This window comes from Rahnella sp. RcJ3, assembly GCF_009498575.1.
Classification (GTDB): Bacteria; Pseudomonadota; Gammaproteobacteria; order Enterobacterales; family Enterobacteriaceae; genus Rahnella; species Rahnella aceris.
Genome location: NZ_QSNX01000005.1, coordinates 284,772 through 304,292 on the forward strand (window position 1 = coordinate 284,772; position 19,521 = coordinate 304,292).

Annotated in this window: 13 protein-coding genes; 10 read left to right on the plus strand and 3 right to left on the minus strand. The window is 55.3% G+C overall.

Annotated features, from left to right (window positions below; translation table 11 throughout):
- Window positions 1–45 precede the first annotated feature (45 nt).
- Window positions 46–8,595, minus strand: a complete 8,550-nt coding sequence (locus tag DXU84_RS09260) for a GH36-type glycosyl hydrolase domain-containing protein (RefSeq protein WP_153375484.1) — start codon at window positions 8,593–8,595, stop codon at window positions 46–48.
- Between the two features lie 343 nt (window positions 8,596–8,938).
- Here DXU84_RS09260 and DXU84_RS09265 point away from each other — a divergent pair, with 343 nt between their 5' ends.
- Both DXU84_RS09265 and DXU84_RS09270 read left to right on the plus strand, forming a co-directional pair.
- Window positions 8,939–9,577: a nitroreductase family protein gene (locus DXU84_RS09265; RefSeq protein ID WP_013575605.1), complete on the plus strand. Its 639-nt coding sequence runs from the start codon at window positions 8,939–8,941 to the stop codon at window positions 9,575–9,577.
- Window positions 9,578–9,880: 303 nt separating this feature from the next.
- Window positions 9,881–11,431, plus strand: coding sequence for a bifunctional diguanylate cyclase/phosphodiesterase (locus DXU84_RS09270; RefSeq protein ID WP_153375486.1), 1,551 nt, complete (start codon window positions 9,881–9,883; stop codon window positions 11,429–11,431).
- On the opposite strand, the gene DXU84_RS09275 is transcribed toward DXU84_RS09270, so the two are convergent.
- A complete protein-coding gene (locus DXU84_RS09275) occupies window positions 11,377–12,378 on the minus strand; it encodes a bifunctional helix-turn-helix transcriptional regulator/GNAT family N-acetyltransferase (RefSeq protein ID WP_013575607.1) in 1,002 nt (333 codons plus the stop codon). The genes DXU84_RS09270 and DXU84_RS09275 overlap by 55 nt on opposite strands.
- 139 nt (window positions 12,379–12,517) lie before the next feature.
- Between DXU84_RS09275 and DXU84_RS09280 the strand changes: the two genes are divergently transcribed.
- The 7 genes from DXU84_RS09280 (at window position 12,518) to DXU84_RS09310 (ending at window position 17,733) form a co-directional block, all read left to right on the plus strand.
- On the plus strand, window positions 12,518–13,369 hold the full coding sequence (locus tag DXU84_RS09280) for a MurR/RpiR family transcriptional regulator (RefSeq protein ID WP_013575608.1): 852 nt from the start codon (window positions 12,518–12,520) through the stop codon (window positions 13,367–13,369).
- Window positions 13,370–13,619: 250 nt separating this feature from the next.
- The gene (locus tag DXU84_RS09285; RefSeq protein WP_013575609.1) at window positions 13,620–14,456 is read left to right on the plus strand and encodes a transporter substrate-binding domain-containing protein; all 837 of its coding nucleotides are present in this window, start codon (window positions 13,620–13,622) and stop codon (window positions 14,454–14,456) included.
- Window positions 14,457–14,459: 3 nt separating this feature from the next.
- Complete coding sequence (locus DXU84_RS09290; protein WP_131637719.1) at window positions 14,460–15,089, plus strand: DUF1989 domain-containing protein; 630 nt, start codon at window positions 14,460–14,462, stop codon at window positions 15,087–15,089.
- Window positions 15,073–15,720, plus strand: a complete 648-nt coding sequence (locus DXU84_RS09295; protein ID WP_153375488.1) for an urea carboxylase-associated family protein — start codon at window positions 15,073–15,075, stop codon at window positions 15,718–15,720. Before DXU84_RS09290 ends, DXU84_RS09295 begins: the two co-directional genes overlap by 17 nt.
- A gap of 3 nt (window positions 15,721–15,723) precedes the next feature.
- On the plus strand, window positions 15,724–16,377 hold the full coding sequence (locus DXU84_RS09300; RefSeq protein WP_013575612.1) for an amino acid ABC transporter permease: 654 nt from the start codon (window positions 15,724–15,726) through the stop codon (window positions 16,375–16,377).
- Window positions 16,377–17,042 (plus strand): amino acid ABC transporter permease, encoded by a 666-nt coding sequence (locus DXU84_RS09305; protein WP_153375490.1) that lies wholly within the window; start codon window positions 16,377–16,379, stop codon window positions 17,040–17,042. Before DXU84_RS09300 ends, DXU84_RS09305 begins: the two co-directional genes overlap by 1 nt.
- Window positions 17,043–17,055: 13 nt before the next feature.
- Window positions 17,056–17,733: a DUF1989 domain-containing protein gene (locus DXU84_RS09310; protein WP_013575614.1), complete on the plus strand. Its 678-nt coding sequence runs from the start codon at window positions 17,056–17,058 to the stop codon at window positions 17,731–17,733.
- Window positions 17,734–17,866: 133 nt separating this feature from the next.
- Here the strand turns inward: DXU84_RS09310 and DXU84_RS09315 are convergent, their stop codons facing one another.
- Window positions 17,867–18,511, minus strand: coding sequence for an NADPH-dependent F420 reductase (locus DXU84_RS09315; RefSeq protein WP_153375492.1), 645 nt, complete (start codon window positions 18,509–18,511; stop codon window positions 17,867–17,869).
- A gap of 105 nt (window positions 18,512–18,616) precedes the next feature.
- Between DXU84_RS09315 and DXU84_RS09320 the strand changes: the two genes are divergently transcribed.
- The gene (locus DXU84_RS09320) at window positions 18,617–19,504 is read left to right on the plus strand and encodes a LysR family transcriptional regulator (protein WP_153375494.1); all 888 of its coding nucleotides are present in this window, start codon (window positions 18,617–18,619) and stop codon (window positions 19,502–19,504) included.
- The last annotated feature ends 17 nt before the right edge of the window (window positions 19,505–19,521 follow it).

Genomic DNA, 19,521 nt, shown 5'->3' on the forward strand with positions numbered 1-19,521 from the left:
GGAATCACAATGATATCCATAAAACTAATGCTTCACATTACCTGTTTACGCATTTTCTGCCCGGCTCCCCAGTTCGACCACCACCTGATGCTCGTTACCGTCATCCGTCAGCGGGATCAGATCACCGTCCAGGGCATGGCCATCCAGCGTGACACAGTAGTCGCCTGTGTTGTGCCGTACCGTTATCAGGTAACGGCTGCTGCCTTGCTGATACGTCACCGTGATTTCCGGCCACAGCGCAGGCAATTTGCTGTGGATGGCGATAGCATCGCCATGGCGTGTAATGCCCAGCAATGATTCGGTGATCAACCGGTATGTCCAGCCCGCAGAACCGGTATACCAGCTCCAGCCCGCGCGACCGCTGTGCGGATCGACCGAATAAATATCGGCGGAAATCACATACGGTTCCCCTTTATAGCGGCTGACCGCCTCCGGCGTGAGGCTGTGATTGATCGGGTTAATCATCGACATCAGTTCCCAGGCGCGTTCGGTGTTGCCCTGTCGGGCAAACGCCATCACCGCCCAGATAGCTCCGTGGGTATACTGCCCGCCGTTTTCACGCACACCCGGCAGATATCCGCGGATATATCCCGGATTCGGGCCGTTGCCGTCAAATGGTGGCGTCAGTAATCTGATCAACCCCGCATCGTTATCGACCAGACGCTGATCGACTGACCGCATGGCGCTGGCGGTGCGTTCAGGTGTACCGGCTCCGGAAAGCACCGACCAACTTTGCGCGATAGCATCTATCTGGCATTCGTCGTTCATATGCGAACCCAGCGTTTCACCGCTGTCGAAATAACCGCGCAGATACCACTCACCGTCCCACGCATGGTTGTTGAGGTTTTGCTTCAGCAGCGCCGACTGCTCGCGGCACAGGGTGGCGATAGCGATGTCCTGACGCTCTTCTGCCAGTGCGCCATAACGTTGCAGAACGTCGTAGAGGAAAAAGCCCAGCCAGACACTTTCCCCGCGCCCGCCCAGCCCCACCAGATTCATGCCGTCATTCCAGTCTCCCGCGCCCATCAGCGGCAGTCCGTGCTCACCCATTTTCAGACCATGCTTCAGCGCACGCACACCGTGCTGCCAGAGACTTTCCTGCGTTGCGCTGACCTGCGGTTGCTCGTAGAACGACTCCTCACCCGCCTCCAGCAAACGTGCCTCGAGATAAGGCACGGATTCTTCGGCAATGCCATGATCGCCGGTGACCGTGATGTAATGGCTGATGGCCAGCGGCAGCCAGAGATAGTCGTCAGAACAGCGGGTACGCACGCCGTTGCCGGTTGGCGGATGCCACCAGTGCTGGACATCGCCTTCAATGAACTGCCTCGACGCACATAAGAGGACCTGTTCGCGCATCCGTTCCGGCGCCGCGTGGCTTAGCGCCAGCGTATCCTGCAACTGGTCACGGAAACCGAACGCCCCGCCGGACTGATAATAGCCGCTGCGCGCCAGGATCCGGCTGGCTAAGGTCTGGTAAATCAGCCAGCCGTTGGCGAGCAAATCAACCGATTTATCCGGCGTGGTGATCTGAATTTTATCCAGCACCTGATGCCAGTGATGATGAATGCGATCCAGCTCAGCCTGCGCCGCGCCTTCCTCAAGATACTGATGAATGAGCGCTTCGGCATCTGCGGCATTCTGCCCCAGACCCAGCGCGAAAATAAAGGTGCGCTGGTCGCCGTCGATAAGCGTTGTGGCCGACTGCACCGCGCCACAAGGATCCAGCGCCGCACCGGTTTTATCGGAAAGACGCTGATTTTTCATGGCTGCGGGCATGGCCGCAGAACCGGTGCGACCAAAGAACTCGCGACGGTCACCGCTGACCGAGCAATGTGCGCCGGTGACCGCAAAGAAAGCGGTGCGTTCAGAGCCGTTGCTGGTGTAATGATTGGTCGCCAGTACGCCGCAACCTTTTACTACGTGCGCTGCCGAGGTCACGATATGCATCGCGGACTTGGCACGTAAATCCGCCATCACCCATTCGGCATAACCGGTCACCGACAATCTGCGCGGCCTGCCGGAGAGGTTAGTCAGGGTCATGATAATCAGTTTGACCGGCGCATGTTCGGCAACTAATACCGTCATTTCACTGGAAATGCCCCGCTCGGTATGTTCGAAGCAACTGTAACCGAAACCATGGCGGGTGACGTAACCGCCGATGCCGCGAACCGGTAACGGTGCAGGCGACCAGACGCTGCCGCTGTCCTCATCGCGCAGATAAAAGGCTTCGCCGGAACTGTCGCTGACCGGGTCATTTTCCCACGGCGTTAAGCGGTATTCGTGGGCATTTTCATACCAGGTATACGCCTGCGCGCTTTCTGAAATCACCGTACCAAAGCTGGCATTTGCCAGCACGTTCGACCACGGGGCAGGCGTGGTCTGACCTTCGTTAAGCACAATCTGATATTCACGACCATCCGGCGAGAAACCGCCCAGCCCGTTGAAACAGGCCAGTTCACGTGGCGGCGACATCACCGGCTGACTGTCATTGACCGTACGCACCGGCACCAACGCGGGCAGGGAAACGAGCGGTGTTTGTGTCCGCTGATTCAGCTGATCGTCCAGACTGCCACGGCGGTCGTCGATCACCACATGCGCCACGCTCATCAGCAGCATGCGGTCATCCGGTGTCATCTGCTCGCCGTTACGCACGAAAATTCCGCCCGGAATATCGGTCTGGCTGGACCCCGCGCCGGATGCCACCAGGCTGAGGATCTGGTTTTGCAGCGCCTGCTGATAACCGCCGGAATCATTACACAACAGCACCAGATCGACTTTTAATCCTTTCAGACGCCAGTAATGGTGCGCACGGATCAGCAACGTCACCAGCCCGATATTTTCGTTGCTGGTCATGGTCAGCAGTACAATCGGCAGATCGCCGGAAAGCGACTGTCCCCACAGACCGGATTGCCCGCGACGGTTGGCGGCGACCGACTGTGCATCGCCGCGCATTTCCTGACTGGCAAAAATCAGCGCCCCCGCCAGACGGTTAAACAGCCCGGCATCATCTTCCGAGGCATTAAGCTGGCGCAGCACTACCTGACTGTGCGACCAGGCGATTTCAAATACCCGGTCAGCAATATGATGGTCGCGATATTTTTCCAGCAACATCAGGCTTTGCAGGCGCGTGTCGCTGATGCCGTAAACCATGTCGATAATCACCGGCACACCGGGTCTGAGCCGGATGCGCTGACGAATCGCCATCACCGGATCCAGCACCGCACCGGCACTGTTACCGAGTGTTCCGCCCTTCTGCATTGCCTGCGGACTGGCGGCGGTGTTGCCACGCCCGATAAAGGCCGCGCGATCGGTTTCAAATGACGTTTCCCGTTCCACCGCACCGTGGATAGCCATCATGTGGAACATCCACGGACAGGCCTCATCCGGTTCGCGTGGTCGCCGGTGACACAGAATCCCCTCCTGCGCAGGCACCAGTTCGGTTTGTACAAACAAATTACTGAACGCAGGATGGGCCGCGTCGTTGGCGGCGGGTGCCAGCACCACTTCGGCATACGTGGTGATATCCAGCGTACGCGAATGGCGGCCATTATGTGTGACCGTCATACGGCGGATTTCGACGTCATCTTCCGGTGATACCACGATATGCGTCTGCAGGGTCAGCAGGCCGCGGGTACGGGTAAACTCTGCGCCAAAATCGGTCAGTACCGCGTGGTAGGTTCCCTTCTGTTTACCGAGCGGTTGCCAGGTATTACTGGTCACTGCACCCGATTCAGGATCGCTGACGTAGCAGAAGATGCCGCGGTTATCGCGGGTGGCATCTTCGCGCCAGCGGGTCAGGGTCAGGTCTTTCCAGCGACTGACACTGCCGCCCGCCTGCGTGACCATCAGATGGTAATGGGTATTGGAAAGCAGCTGAATTTCCGGCGACGGGCTGTCGACGTCGGTGAATTCACGCAATTCCACGTTCACTTTTTGCAGCATATTGTCGTGCGATTCGAAGTGACGACGCGGGCTGTAAAGCTCGACGGCATCCGGCACGCGTTCCTGTAACAGTAAACGGGCGGACTGGAACGCCGCGTTGGCCGCAAAGCGTGCGGTCATCGGCGCGCCGAGCAACACGTTAGCCAGCGCCAGGAATCCCATGCCCTGGTGGTGCGCCATGTAGGAACGCACCACGATGTAAATCTGCCCGCGCACCAGACGTGACGGGCTGTAATCCAGTGCATCATAGAAACCGTATTCACCGCGGGCGCCGCAATTCTCCAGTTCCAGCAGATTCACACAGGCTTCCTGCGGGCGGATCATCAGCGCCATCATCGTTGCGTAAGGCGCGACGACCATATCTTCACCCAGGCCGCGTTTAAGACCGAGGCCCGGCACACCGAAGGCGTGATACTGGTAGTTCTGGTTGAGATCAAAGGCCGCATACGCCGATTCAGAAATCCCCCAGGGCACGTTATTTTCCTTACCCCAGGCAATTTGCCGGTCAACGGCGGTCTGACACATCTGCACCAGCAGCGTATCGGGATACGCTGGCATCACCAGTTGTGGCATCAGATATTCAAACATTGAGCCGCTCCACGACATCAGCGACGGCTGTTTGTCGATCACGGTGAACAGACGCCCGAGGGCGAACCAGCTTTTTTGCGGCAACTGATTGGTGGCGATGGTGACGTAATTCGTCAGACGGATTTCCGACGGCAGCAGATCGTACTTTCCGCTGTCCATTTTATGGGCGTCACAATTGTAACCGACGGTCAGCAGGTGGGTATTTTTGTCATACAGGAAGCGGAAATCCATGTGCGCATGCTCGTTCAGGCGCTGTTCGAGTTCACCGATGATGTCCAGCCGCTGACGCGCCAGCCCGATAGAGCGGGATAACAGCGGTGACGTCCGGGCATCCTGTTGCGCCAGCCAGTGCAGCGTTGGCAGCGGTTGATTTTGAGCCTCCGCCGGCAGCGCACCATAAAAATCTGACCACTCTTTAATGCCGGTCGCGAGCTGTGTTGCCAGCCGTTGTTGCCAGCCCTGCGCCGACGCAGCGATCAGGCCGTGCATATCCTGCAGGTAGGTAATACTTTCAGCGGCTTTGGCTGCGGTGGCCTGTTTCAGGCTTTCCCGCAATTTAGTCATCAGCAGTTCGTCGGTCTGGCTTTCCGCCATGTTCAGCGTATCGGCCAGCCCGGCCAGCCACGCGGTCATATTCAGCGCGGGCTGCGTGCGCCATAACCGTAATCCGCTGCTGAGCGTCAGCAGATGCCCGGCCAGATTGCCGCTGTCAACGCTGGAAATGTAGCGCGGATTGAGCGGTGCCAGCGTGCGCGTGTCGTACCAGTTATAAAGATGACCCCGAAAATGCTCGAGTTTATCCAGCGTATCGAGTGTCTGGCTGGTACGTTCCAGCACCTCACCCTGCGTAATGTAGCCGAAATCCCACGCGGTGATATTCGCCAGCAACGACAGGCCAATGTTGGTCGGCGAGGTACGGTGCGCAATCACCGGCTGCGGAATTTCCTGGAAATTGTCGGGCGGCAGCCAGTTTTCCTCAGCATTGACGAACGTTTCGAAAAAGTACCAGGTTTCACGTGCGGTCTGACGGAGGAAACGCTGTTGCTGCGCATCAATGCCCGGTTTCTGCCTGACGGCAGGCCGGCTCATCCAGCACATCACCAGCGGCGCGACAAGCCACAGCAGACCCAGCGGCAAGGCAAACCACAGTAACGGCGGATGCGCACCGGCGGCCAGCATAATCACGGCCACACCAGCCAGCAGATTCGCCCACATCCGGCGATAGAAATAGACCTGCGAGTGCGCACGGGATTTCTCGCCGATATTCACACTCGCCCATTCATGCAACATCCTGTGGCTGACATTCAGCCGCCACAGGGTCAGCAAAATGGCGTGTATTGAATACACGGCTTCGTGCGGCAGAGTCATTAACTGGAGCAAAATCCGCGAACAACGGCTGAGGGTAGCGGATGCCACACTTTTCAGATGGGCAATGACCTTGCGGCGTGAGCCTTTGTTGAAGAGATCCAGCACCAGCGCGACCACCACCGGGAAAAGTAGCATACTGGTGATAAAGCCCAGCCAGTAAAGCTTGTTCGGCACCAGCAACAGCGTGCAAAAAATGAGGGTCAGCAGCGCGGGAGCGATAAGGCTGCGGCGCAGGTTATCGAACAATTTCCAGCGGGAAAGCGTGGTCAGCGGGTTGCGGGTCCGCGTGCCATCTTCCTGCGTGACACGAAAACCCAGCCAGTTCAGCAATTGCCAGTCGCCACGGATCCAGCGGGTTTTACGCGCCACATCCGCCAGATAATGATCCGGATACTGCTCGTATAACACCACATCGCTGAGCATGCCCGAACGCGCATAACACCCTTCCAGCAGGTCGTGACTGAGCACTAAATTTTCCGGGCAGGTATTTTCTGTTGCCCGGATGAACATATCAACGTCGTAAATCCCTTTGCCGACAAATGAGCCTTCGCCGAATAAGTCCTGATAGATATCGGAGGACATCGACGAATACGGATCATTGCCCGGCACGCTGCTGCATAATGCGGCGTAACGCCCCTGCCCGTTTTCGGGGATTTCTTCGGCCAGGCGGGGCTGAAGAATGGCGTAACCCGAAATCACCCGCTGGCGTTCAGTGTCATAAACCGGATGATTGAGCGGATGGGCCATGGCGGCGACCAGCTGATGTGCAGTCGCACGCGGCAGCACCGTGTCGCTGTCGAGGGTGATCACGTATTTCACCTGGCGCAGTTGCGCCTGTGTGCGGCCTTCCACCCGGGAGAACGGCTCACCTTCGCCGCGCAACCAGCGGTTCAGCGCATTCAGCTTGCCGCGTTTGCGCTCATATCCCATCCACACGCTCTGCGCCGCATTCATTTCACTGTCGCGATGCAACAACGTAAATAACGGCCCTTGTGCGTCGGTATAGCGTCGGTTGAGGGTCTGGATCTGCTGCGTGGCGTAGCTCAGCAACGCATCGTTGTCCTCGTTGTGCTGTTCAGGGTTGTCGTGAAAATCGGTGAGCAGCGCAAAATTCAGGTGTGACAGAACATTGCCGAGATAACAGACTTCGAGGCTGCTGATCAGTGCATCAATATTTTTCCGGCTACCCAGCAGACAGGGGATCACTACCAGGGTACTGGCGTGTTCCGGGATGCCGCCGACGAATTCCAGTCGGGGCAGCGGTTGCGGTGTGCGGCTACGGGTGGTGATTTCACTGAGCAGATTCAGCGCAAACTGGCTGGCGACCAGCACTACCGGCCCCAGTAACAGCCACCATGCCCAGTGCATGCCGGGATGCACGGTGTGATATAGCACCTCGGCGGTGATGGCGGTGGTCAGCAGCAGCAGGCTGCCGAGCCACGAAAGCAGCGGTGTCTGGCTGAGGCGGCTGCGGATGCGGGTTTGCAGCGAAAACCTCACCTGCAAATCTTTCTCCAGCGTCTTGCGCCCGGCATCAATCAGATAGTAACCGACATGTTGTTGCTGAAAGGAATCCGTTGCCTGTTGTGCCAGCGCCACCGCGCGGCTGGCGACAAACGCCTCATCGTGCAGGGAATGGCGCGACAACTGTTCAATCTGATGGCGGTAGTTATCGCGGGTATCAAAGTGCATGGAGGCATAAATACCGGCCGGATCCTCACGCAGGACTTTCTCCACCACGCTGAGGTTTTCGGCGAATTCTGCCCAGTCCATTTCGGTCAACTGCCGCAAACCCATAATGCTGTTGCTGACAGAAAGCTGGCTGGCAGCAAGCTGCTGATTAAATTTATCGATCACTTCACGCTGGGTCAGCCCGACTTCACTCAGCCGCTGCTCTACCCAGGTCAGCGGCAGCGCCAGCATCGAACCGTGCCCCTGCAACCGGCGCACCAGTTCGGCCACGAAAGCGCTGCTACGCGGCGGATTGGTGCGCGCCATATCAGCAATCACGATGATCTGACTGGCGGGATCGTTTTCCGCGCTGTCCTGCAATTTATTGACCCAGAAATCGGCCAGATTACGTTCCTGCTGCGCATTCGCCACTTCAATACTGACCCGGCGTAAATTCTCGATCAGCGCCAGGCGCAGCATACCCGGAAACGCCCATAACTCCCCGAGCGTCAGCGGGCGCACACTCTGATAAGTCGAGAGAAAACGGGTCAGGGTTTTGATGTCCCACAGGCCGTCGCTGTGGCTGACAACCTCGGTCGCAATGTCATAAATGCGCGGGCAGGAATGCGGTAAACCCAGTGAAGGCAACCCCTTGCCAAAGTTTTTCGGTAACAGCTGGCGCACCAGACGGATTTGTTCTTCGATCAGATAGAAGTTATCGAGTAACCATTCACCGGCCGGGGTAATGCCCGCTTTTTCTCCACTGCTGAGGATCAGGCAACTGCGCGTTAAAACCTTTTCGTTATCGTCGAGGCGCTTTAGCAGGTAGTAAGGAAGTTTTTTGCCGGAGAGTTTGTGGGAGAGTGCGAGTTTGCCGCCGAACCGTTCCATCTGATCTGCGGAGAAAAGCTCGGCGCTGATCGGTACGGGGTGCGCCAGTGCGCTGGCGCGATGACGCCGGGTATGGCTAATAACAGGGGGTGCTCTTTTAATTTTGAACCAGTTAATCACAGCATTTTTCATGTCAGCATACCTTAGGCGGACCCGATAAGGCAGTTGCCTGAGCTGCGATGAGAGTTCACTTGATAAGAAAATGGGTAAGGGACAGGGAGGCCGAAAAGATGAGTCACCCTCAGCGGGCAATTAGATTCATAGTAGCCTGTTTACAGGGATAGCGTTGAGTTTATTTTTTCGCCAGCGGCTGACAACTGTGTGCTAACCCTGCAGATTTTCACTGACGGCGGTCTTTATCAAGGCTCAAAAGTATAAACTCCCGGATTCGGTTCATGCGATTATCGGGCGGCTATTTGGGAATAATTGTCACAGGCAATCCCCCGCTTCCAAATTTATCCTTCAGGAAAAAAAGATGACGACCTTAAACGAAAAACTGGCATGGCGATACGCAACCAAGAAGTTTGATGCGGCCAAAACGGTTCCGGCTGAAAAGATTGAAAATATTATTGAGGCCGTGCGTCTGGCACCGACCTCAAGCGGTCTGCAACCCTTCGAACTGCTGGTAGTCACTAATCCGGATATCCGCGCAAAAATCCGCACCGTTGCCTGGGATCAGGCGCAGGTCACCGACTGTTCTCACCTGCTGGTGTTCGCGGCATGGGATGACATCACGCCAGAACGCGTGAACATGATGTTCGACCTGACCAACGAGGTTCGCGGTTTTAAAAACGAAGGCTGGGAAAACTACCGCCAGAAACTGCTGAGCATTGTCGCTGAACGCGGTACCGAAGCGAATTATCAGGCCGCTGCACGTCAGGCCTATATCGGTCTGGGCGCCGCGCTGATCGCCGCCGCGTTTGAAGAAGTGGATGCGACGCCAATGGAAGGGTTTGATCCTGCTGCCGTGGATGAAATCCTGGGCCTGAAAGACAAAAACCTGCGCAGCGTAGTGATTCTGCCGCTGGGCTACCGCGCCCACGAGGGCGACTGGCTGGTGAACCTGAAGAAAGTTCGCCGCAGCCGTGAAAACTTCGTCACCGAAATCAAGTAATATCAGGCCACCGGCCCTGTCCGGCCGGTGGCCTTCATACCCTAAACACAGACGTACCTTACTGATGACATCCTGATTTTATTATCATAAATCCCCCTGACTTCACGCTTATAAGGTCATTTACGGACGATAAAAGCTTTCCGCTGTGCCGTTGCCCAGAGTGATCACCCCCGCAAAAATCATAATAAGTAGCCCCATTATTTAAAAAAAATCTTATCCGGGCTAAATAGCCCCATCAGAATGCCGATAACACATGCAGATAAATGATTTTACTGACTCTGTTAACTTATTTTGAGGTTGCATATGTTAAAGAAGCTTCGCAATAAGGCAAAAGTCGAGCTTTATGTATGGATAGGGATACTCATAGCAACCTATTTATTTTCCCTGTATTTTAATATGAATGAAGTTTTCTATTCTTTTTTTAAAGCATATGAAGTCTATAATTTAGACGAAGTTTTCATTACCCTGAATATAACGGGTTTTCTTGGGCTTATTTTTTCTTTTATGAGAATAAAAGCAATGGAAAAGGAAATAGCAAGGCGAATGGAAGCTGAAAAGAATTTTCATTGGGTTGAATGTCATGATCCGGTAACAGGGCTGCCGAATACAATCATACTCAACTCTACCATCGCACAATATAACCACGAAAACAAAAGTAGTTTTGGTGTGTTCACCATTGAAATAAACAGACTGAAGGATATTAATGATATTTTCGGCCATGACTATCATGATGAGATATTTAAGATCGTAGCAGAAAGACTGCTGAATATTTTCCCTGGCTGCGTTTATAAATTAGCCGCCGATGATTTTCTTGTCCTGAGACCCAATATTGACAAAACCGACCTGACCTCGCTGTCCGGGCGCGTTATGCGTAGCCTGTGTTCACCGGTTAATCTGGATGTATTCACCTTCAATATTTCAGCCAATATTGGTATTTCACGATCCCCGGAAGATTCGTGCGATCTTAAGAAAGTGATTCAACAGTCCGATTGTGCAATGCATGTTGCTAAAAAAGCTGGCAGAGAGCAGATCAGGGCATTCTCTGCGAGCATGGAAGAATCTTTATTATCCATGGCACAACTGGAACGTGATTTTAAATCAGCCTTGAAAAACAAAGTTTTTGTGAGTCATTACCAGCCTTTGTTGGATCTAAAATCAGAAAAAATCATAGGCTTTGAAGCCCTTGCCCGATGGGAAATCTCGGCGGGAAAGTTCATCCCGCCGTCGAAGTTCATTGCGCTTGCTGAAGACACAGGAGCAATAACAGAACTGACAGAATATCTCTTACGGGAGGCATGTCTTGAAGCGCTAAAATGGCCATCCGACAAACGGTTGTCCTTTAATCTTTCACCTTTACTTTTATGTGACAAAAATCTTAAATCAAGAATTATAGGTATTCTTGATGATGTGGGTTTCCCGCCAGAACAACTGGAAATTGAAGTCACGGAAAGCGCGCTGTTTAGCGACAGACATCTGGCCCGATATACACTTAAAAGACTCCGTGACGCAGGCGTTAAAATTGCTCTCGATGATTTTGGCACCGGATACTCAAGCCTTTCTCAGCTCTGTGACTTTCCCTTTGATACATTAAAAATTGATAAGAGTTTTATTGATACATTCCAGACTAATGAGAAACAGAATAAGATTGTTTGCTCTATTCTCTCCCTTGCCAACGCCCTCAACGTAAAAGTGGTTGCTGAAGGCATTGAATATAAAAGTCAGCTGATTATTTTACAGGAACTCGGCTGTGATATTGGTCAGGGCTATTTCCTCGGAAAACCGGTTCCTGCAGCAAATATTCATAAATCAATAAAATCGCCTTTAACTGAAGCTGAAAAGGTCACAGCGGAATGAAGCGGTGACCGGCGGGTGAACTGTTGTTCGGTCATCGTCATGCCCCACTGGTCGCCCTGCCATTCTTTCAGCAGTTCGAAACCAAAGGATTCATACAGACGTCGCGCAGCATGAAGGCCGCTGAAGGTCCAGAGCTGAACAGCGTCGAATCCGCGCCCGTCGCAAAACGCTATCGCTTCACTGAGCAGTTTTCTGCCCATGCCCGTTCCCCGGCAGCGGTCATCAAGAATAAACCAGCGCAGATGGGCTTCGTTATTTCCCAGATCCTGACCGTCGATAGCCACTGAACCGACCACCCGCCCGTTGCTGACCGCCAGCCAGACCTGGTTGCAGGGTTCATGCAAACGCCCGCAGAACTCGGCCAGTCCGCTGGCAACCTTTCCCTCGAAGAAATGCCCGAAGTTGTAATTACTGGCGTAATACGTGCCGTGCATTTCCGCAATCCGGCCAATCATGCCCGGCTGATATCCCGTGACGATTTCAATGTTGTGTTGGGGCGCGACCGGGTCCCCGTCGCGACAACGTTCAAGGGCGCGGGCATACGCCGCCAGGCCTTTTGCGACGGCCTGTTGCTGCGCAGAATCCAGATTTTCCAGCGCCTTGATCACGCGCATCGCACCGTACTCATTGATCCGCCCGACCGTCTGCTTGCCCTTTTCCGTCAGTATCAGTTGTTTCACTCTGGCATCATTTTCCGACGGCACTTCCTGCAGTTCACCCGCTGCCAGCAAACGGGCAAGCATGCGGCTGACGCTGGATTTTTCCAGCCCGAGGATCTGCACCAGTTGCGCGGCGGTCATGGCGCCCTGATTTTCAATTTCCACCAGGCTGTGTACGGCAGAAGGTGAATATTCTGTGGCCGCCAGCGTGGCGTTCATAAAACCCAGCTCGCGTACCATAAGGCGCGAGGAGGAACGGATTTCTTCGATTAAGGCGTGATCTGGCATGCGTTTACCCGGGATTTTGACTGATAGTTGTATAATACAACCATCATCCCCGGTGCACTGTCAATACCGCGATAAAGATTGTGCATGACAATCCGGCACGTTCTGTGCAGGATGAGTTTTTTCTTTCCGGGGATCATTCATGAGCGCAAAAACGGCATCGCTGGAAAGCCGTATCCGGCAGCAATGGGATCAGCTTTCGTTGCACGAACAACGTTTAGCCGATGTCCTGTTAGCCGCGCCGGGCCAGTTGGCGATGAATACCGCGACTGAACTGGCGCAGAGCGCGGGCGTATCCAAAGCGACTGCCACGCGATTCTTTCGCCATATCGGTTATGAAAGTTACGATGCTGCCCGCCGTCAGGCGCGTGAAATGCAAAACAGTGGCTCGCCTCTGTATCTTCAGGCCGCACCCAGCGCTTCGCCCCTGGGCACACTGATACAAAATCATCTGGAAAAAGAGGTCTCCAGCCTGGTGAACACGTTCCGTTTACTGGAAGATGACCAGCTTGAAGCCTGCGTGGAGGCCATTGCCAACGCGAAGCGTGTGGTGGTGATGGGCTGGCGTCACAGTCAGACCATCGCCATGCTGATTTACCGCGACCTGATCCACGTTCACCCCGACGTACGCCTGCTGCCGCGCGCCGGTGATTCGCTGGCAGAACATCTGGCAGCGCTTGGCCCGCAGGATGTGGTGATCTGCGTCGGGCTGCGCCGCCGTATGCCTGCACTGGAAACCGCCATGAGTGCCCTGGCTGACATGCAGGTGCCGATGCTGTATATCTCCGATGTGCTGGCGGGTAAACCGGCGAAATATGCCAACTGGGTCTTGCGCTGTCATACCGACGTTAATCTGATTTTCGACAGCACCGTGGCGCTTTCCGGCGTCTGTAACCTGCTCTGTTCACTGGTCGCCCGTCGCATGGGTAAAACCGGCAGCTACCATCTCGCCACCATCGAAACCCTGCACCAGAGCCTCGAAGAACTGGAGTAATGCGCCGCACTGGCGCAACGGCTGAACACTTATCCCCAAATCAGTGCAGCGGCGGATCTTTCCGCCGCTTTTTCACGCCTCCTGATGAAACCTGAGAAATATAAATATTAAAATAAGAAACATTTGTTTCTCATTGATTATGGAAGAAAAAAATGTTTCCCGTCATATTCAGGCTGCGACTGATTAAAAAAGTGGCATGGAAACTGCTCTGTGGTCAGTGACATTTCACCAACACCAGGGAATCACCATAATGAAAAAAATAGCATTGCTGATCGCCGCTTTAATCACTGCTGGCGCGGCTGGCACCGCACAAGCTGATACGCTGTCAGACATCAAAAGCAGCGGTAAAATCACCGTCGGCATCGACCCGACCTTCCCGCCTTATGAATTCACCAACGATAAAGGCGAGATCACCGGCTACAGCGTGGCGATCATGCAATCTTTCGCCAAAGACCTCGGCGTGAAACTGGAGTTTCAGAAAACCGCGTTCAGCGGCATTCTGCCCGGCCTGATCTCCGGCTCATTCAATGCCGAAGGTTCTTCTCTTAACGTCACCGCCGAACGCGCCAAAAAAGTGCTGTTCACGGTGCCTTACAGCAAAACCGTCAATGGTGTGCTGGTGCGCGAGGCCGATGTGAAAAAATTCAGCGGCAAAACGTTGTCGCCGGAACAGTTGTCTGGTCTGAGCGGAGCCGTGAAAAGCGCCAGCGTGCCGGAACAGTTGCTCAAGGGCTTTAACGAAACGCTGACCAAAGAAGGCAAGAAGCCGATCACCATCATCAGCGTGGATACGCTGGATCAGACCGTCAGCACGCTGATGACTAAACGCGCCGATTTCGTGTTTGACGACATTTCGGTGCTCGCACCGATCGTTAAAAAATACCCGAACAAAGTGGCTCAGGTTGGCGAAGCTGGCCCGTCACAGTGGATGGCGTGGGCAACACGTAAAGACGACACCCGCCTGAACAAAGCCATCAGCGATCATATTTTGGCGATGCAGAAAGACGGCGAACTCACCACGCTGCAAAAACAGTATCTCGGCACCACCTTTACCGTGCCCGCCAGCGATTTCATTCCTCAGGAGTAAGTTATGTGCCAATCCCTGCTGACGGTGCCCGCCGGTCACGGCAAAACCTTTACCGTGAACAAAGGGCAATTTATTACCGTCATTGATGCCGAAGGTCAGCAGGCCGCCGATTTTGTGGCCGTGAATGCCGCTGATCTGAATGAAAAACTGTCGCCGGTGCATACGCGTCAGCATCTGCGCTCGCTGTTCTTCAAACCCGGAGATGCGCTGTGGTCGAGTGAAAACCGCCCGATGTTGCGCATCATCGCCGACACCATTGGTATTCATGACGCCAATGTTCCGGCCTGCGACCGCACGCGTTTCAGTATCGATTTCGGTGTTGAAGGCCATCGCAACTGCGTCGATAACCTGCTTGAGGGCATGAAGGCACACAGCGTGACCTATTTCAGCCTGCCGGAACCGTTCAACCTGTTCCAGAACGGGCCGGTCACCGCCGATGGCCGCATGGAAGTCACTGACCCGAACAGTAAAGCCGGTGACTATATTGTCTTTGAAGCGCTGTGTGACCTGATTTGCGCAGTGTCGTCCTGCCCGCAGGACATCATTCCCGGCAACGGTTTGCAGGTCACGCCGGTTGATATTCAGGTCAGCAATCATTACCACGGGGAGATTCAGCATGCTGTTAATGCGTGAGGCCTGGGCCGAAAGTGAAGTCCGTCCGCTGGCCGGGCCGGTGGATATCAAAGCCGGTGAGACGGGCTCCATTCGCGTGCTGCGCGGGCAACTGTTGCGCATCACGGCAGCGGGCGAAAGTGCGGTGGCCGCACTGTTTGGCTTCAGCCTGAGCGACCCTGCTGTCTGGCTGTCGGTTCATCACACCCGCGTATTCAGCAACAGCTATCTGCTGGGTTCTGGGATGCGTCTGGTGAATAACCGCCGTCGTCCGGTAATGGTGCTGGGCAAGGACAGCGTAAAACGCCACGACCTGCTGCTGCCGGGTTCGACCACCGCATGGCTGGCTGAGCGTGGTTATCAGGGGGATGGCTGCATTGAGTCGGTAAAAAGTGAACTGGCACGGCTGGGCATGAATGTGCCGAAACTGCCGGATCCCATCAATCTGTTCATGCACGTCCGGCTGACGCGAGAAGGTGATATTTTGCCGGAAACCAACCGCACGCAGCCGGGCGACAGCATTACCTGTCGCGTGGTGGCCGATACCGTCTTTGTGGTTTCTGCCTGCTGCACCGGTATTGAAGGCAACGATAAACCCGCGCCGCTGAAGCTTTCGGTCGCGGAAAATCTGTCAGCATTTGACGAGGAATAACGCATGTTGGGGCTGGATGACCAGGTGATTGCAGCACTTCCCGAATTAGGCCATGGCCTGCTGATGACGCTGACACTTACCTTACTGGCAGCGCTGCTGAGCCTGGTGTGCGGGCAAATCATCTGCTTTATCCAGCTACGCAATGCCTGGCTGTGGCGCGTCACCGGGCGGTTGTATGTCAGCCTGATGCGTGGCACACCGGCTATCGTGCAGCTCTTTGTGGTGTTCTTCACCCTGCCGCGTCTCGGCCTCGGCGGTCAGCCAATGCTGGCGGCGGTGCTGGCGATTGGCCTGAACAGCGGGGCGTACGTCGCGGAAATCTTACGGGTTAATCAGAGTCTGGTGACCCGCGGACAACGTGAAGCGGCGCGCACGCTGGGGCTGAACCGCTGGCTGACGTGGTGGTATGTGATCAACCCGCAGGTGATCCGCGCCAGCCTGCCGATGCTGGTGAACGAGTTTACGATTTTGCTGAAAACTACGCCGCTGGCGTCCGTGGTGGCGCTGACCGAACTGACCTATGCCGGACAAATCGTTATCGCCCGCACTTACGACGCCACTCAGGTGCTGTTGCTGGTGTCAGCCGGGTATCTGCTGATCGCCCTGCCGCTGATCAGCGCGGTACGGCATCTGGAAGCCAAGCGGAGGATGGCGTAATGGACTGGCAGGCAATTCTTACCGCATTACCGTCGCTCGGCGCAGGCATGATTGCCACGTTAAAACTCTGTGCCATTGCGGCGATCTGCTCGCTGTTATGGGGCACGCTGATGGCCGTCGCGCTGATGCGTGCCCCGCCATTCTGGCAACGGTTGCTGCATATTTACACCAGCCTGACGCTGGCGCTTCCACTGCTGATCGTTATTTATCTGCTCTATTTCGTCCTGCCGGAATACGACATCACCTTTACCTCGCCACAGGTCGGCGTGCTGGCACTGACGTTGTATTACGCGCCGTATATCGCGCAGGTCGTACGCTCGGCGATTGAGATGTTACCGCGCGGCCAGTGGGAAGCCTGTCGTGTTTTAGGGCTGAGCCGCACGGAACAACTTCGCGACGTGGTGTTGCCACAAACGCTGCCGCAGATGTTATCGCCACTGGTCGGGCTGATGATCGGCCTGATTAAAGACTCCGCCCTGCTGTCGATTGTATCGGTGCAAGAGTTTATGTACGCCGCCAAACAGGCGATTTCTGAGACTTACGCGCCGCTGGAGATTTATCTCACGGTCGCGCTGTGTTACTGGGTGCTGAACAGTCTGATTGACTGGCTGGCGCGCCATATTGAATTTCGCATGACGCGCTACCGTCGCAGCATGCAACATTAATCAGGAGAAAAAAATGTCGGCTGAATTTGAGCATCGTGACATCCAGTTGATTGCCGCCCGCCACGGTAAAGCCGTGCGTCTGGCGAAAGGCGAAGCCGTGCAGGTGGTGAATTTGTACGGCACCCAGGTGGTGGATTGCTGGGCGTATAACGCCGAAGACGTCAGTGAATATATGTGTATGGAAGCCACCCGTGTCTGGAACCAGCGGCTGAATCCGCAGGTCGGCGACAGCTTTATCACCAGCCAGCGCCACCCGATTCTGACGCTGGTCGCCGACACCTCACCCGGCGTGCACGACACCTTTATGGCCGCGTGCGATGCGCGTCGTTACGAGTTACTCGGCTGCACCGAACCGCACCGCAACTGCCACGACAACCTGTTTGAAGGCATGGCGGAACTGGGCGTAACACTGCCGCACGGCAATCTGGCCTCGTTCAACATCTTCATGAACATTCAGGTTCAGCCGGATGGCCGTACCCTGAAAACCTTGCCGGTGGTGACGCGTCCTGGCGACTACATTATCCTGCGCGCCGAAATGGACTGCTACGTCGCCTTCTCCGCCTGCCCGCAGGACATCGTCAGCATTCAGGGCCAGGGCGACAACACTCCGCGCGATGCCGAATTGCGCATTCTGACCGCAGGCTTCCCGCAGGTGAAATTGCAGGGCGCGTGGGTGCCGGAGGGGGTTTAAAGACAGGAGAAAAGCGAAACTCGCTGATGGCTTGATCAACGCTTCCCCCGGTGAAGGGGGAAGTTGGGTGGGGGTTTTAAACGTTATCTAAGCCTAAGCACATTTAAAATTTTTGAGGGGTAAAACCGCCCTTTTATCTTCCTGCGGGTTCCGGCCTCACCGCCCCATCCAGCGCCGCCCGTAATTCACTTTCGGTCATCCGCACACAATAAGACGGCATGCCGCGCTGGAAGCGCCAGCCTTCGGAAAGAGCGCCTGCATCGACGGCGTCAAAACCAAAGGCGTCATACAGCGCGATCACCGCCTTTTTCGTTTCCGCATCATCACCGGCTACGGGCAGAGCGCGACGTTGCGGGTCGCCAGCGGGTAAACCGTCGTTTTCGAGATCGGTCATCTGAATCGCATTGAATGCTTTGGTGATTTCTGAATGCGGCAGGAAGCCCGCGAGATATTCGCTGGTAGTCGTTGTCTGATCGTCCAGTTCTGCCACCTGACCGTCACGTTCAGGGTAATAATTTACGGCATCAATGACCGGTTTTCCGGCAATCTCCGCCACGGGCAGTTGTCCGATAGCCGTCAGCGGCACGGCAATCACCACGATATCGCCAAAAGCAGCCGCTTGCGTCGCGGTACCGATTTCGCAACCGATCATCGGCTTCAGGCTGAACAACGACTGAGGACCGCGAGAATTACTCAGCATCACCTGATGTCCGGCTTTGATCGCCAGTTTTGCCACCGCCCTGCCTACGAACCCTGCACCCAAAATGCCTATTTTCATGATTCTTACCTTTCATTTTGTTGTCGATAGGGTAAGAATAATTCCACACTGAACATTGATAAATCGCCACCACAGACATAAACAAACAACAAATAAGAGGGAATCATGGATCGCTTAACCAGCATGAATGTGTTCGTCAGAACCGCTGATCTGGGTTCTTTCGCGGCAGCAGCAGAAGCATTGCGTATTTCCCCGCAGATGGTGGCCAAACATATCGCCCGGCTGGAATCGCGGCTGGGGACGGCACTGATCAACCGCACGACGCGGCGTCAGCACCTGACAGACATCGGGCGCAGTTATTATGAGCGCTGTAAAATCGTGCTTTCAGAGGCCGAGGCAGCGGATGCTATCGCCCTCGAAATGAAAGTCACACCTTCCGGCACGTTACGGGTGAATGCGCCGGTCACCTTCGGCACATCGTCACTGGCGCCATTCATTACGCATTATCTGGCGCAGTATCCGGAGACGCAGATTGAACTGACGCTCAGCGACCGCATGGTCGATCCGGTCGAGGAAGGCTATGAGGTGATCCTGCGCATTGGCGAACTGAGTGACAGCCAGATGATTGCTTATCCGCTGCGGCCATACCGGCTGATTGCCTGTGCCTCGCCGGGCTATCTTGCACAAAATGGCGCACCGGAAACCCCGGCGGAACTGGCGACGCATTCCTGTCTGGTTTACGGAATCTGGTCGCCACAGGCCCCCTGCCGCTGGCAATTTTACCAGGACGGGAAAATGCAGGAAATCCATCCGCAGGGCCGTCTGCGCTCGAATGACTGGCGCGCACTGCTGCATGCTGCCGTCAGCGGATATGGCGTGACGCTGGGGCCGGAAGATGTGCTGCGCGAGGAGATCAACGCCGGACGACTGGTGCAGGTATTGCCTGATTACGACGGACCTTCAAGACCCATGCATATCCTCACACCCGCCGGTCTGCGACAGACCGTGAAGATCCGCAGTTTTATTCAGGCGGTGCGGGAGGCTTTCGGCTGAAACGACAAAATTGCTGA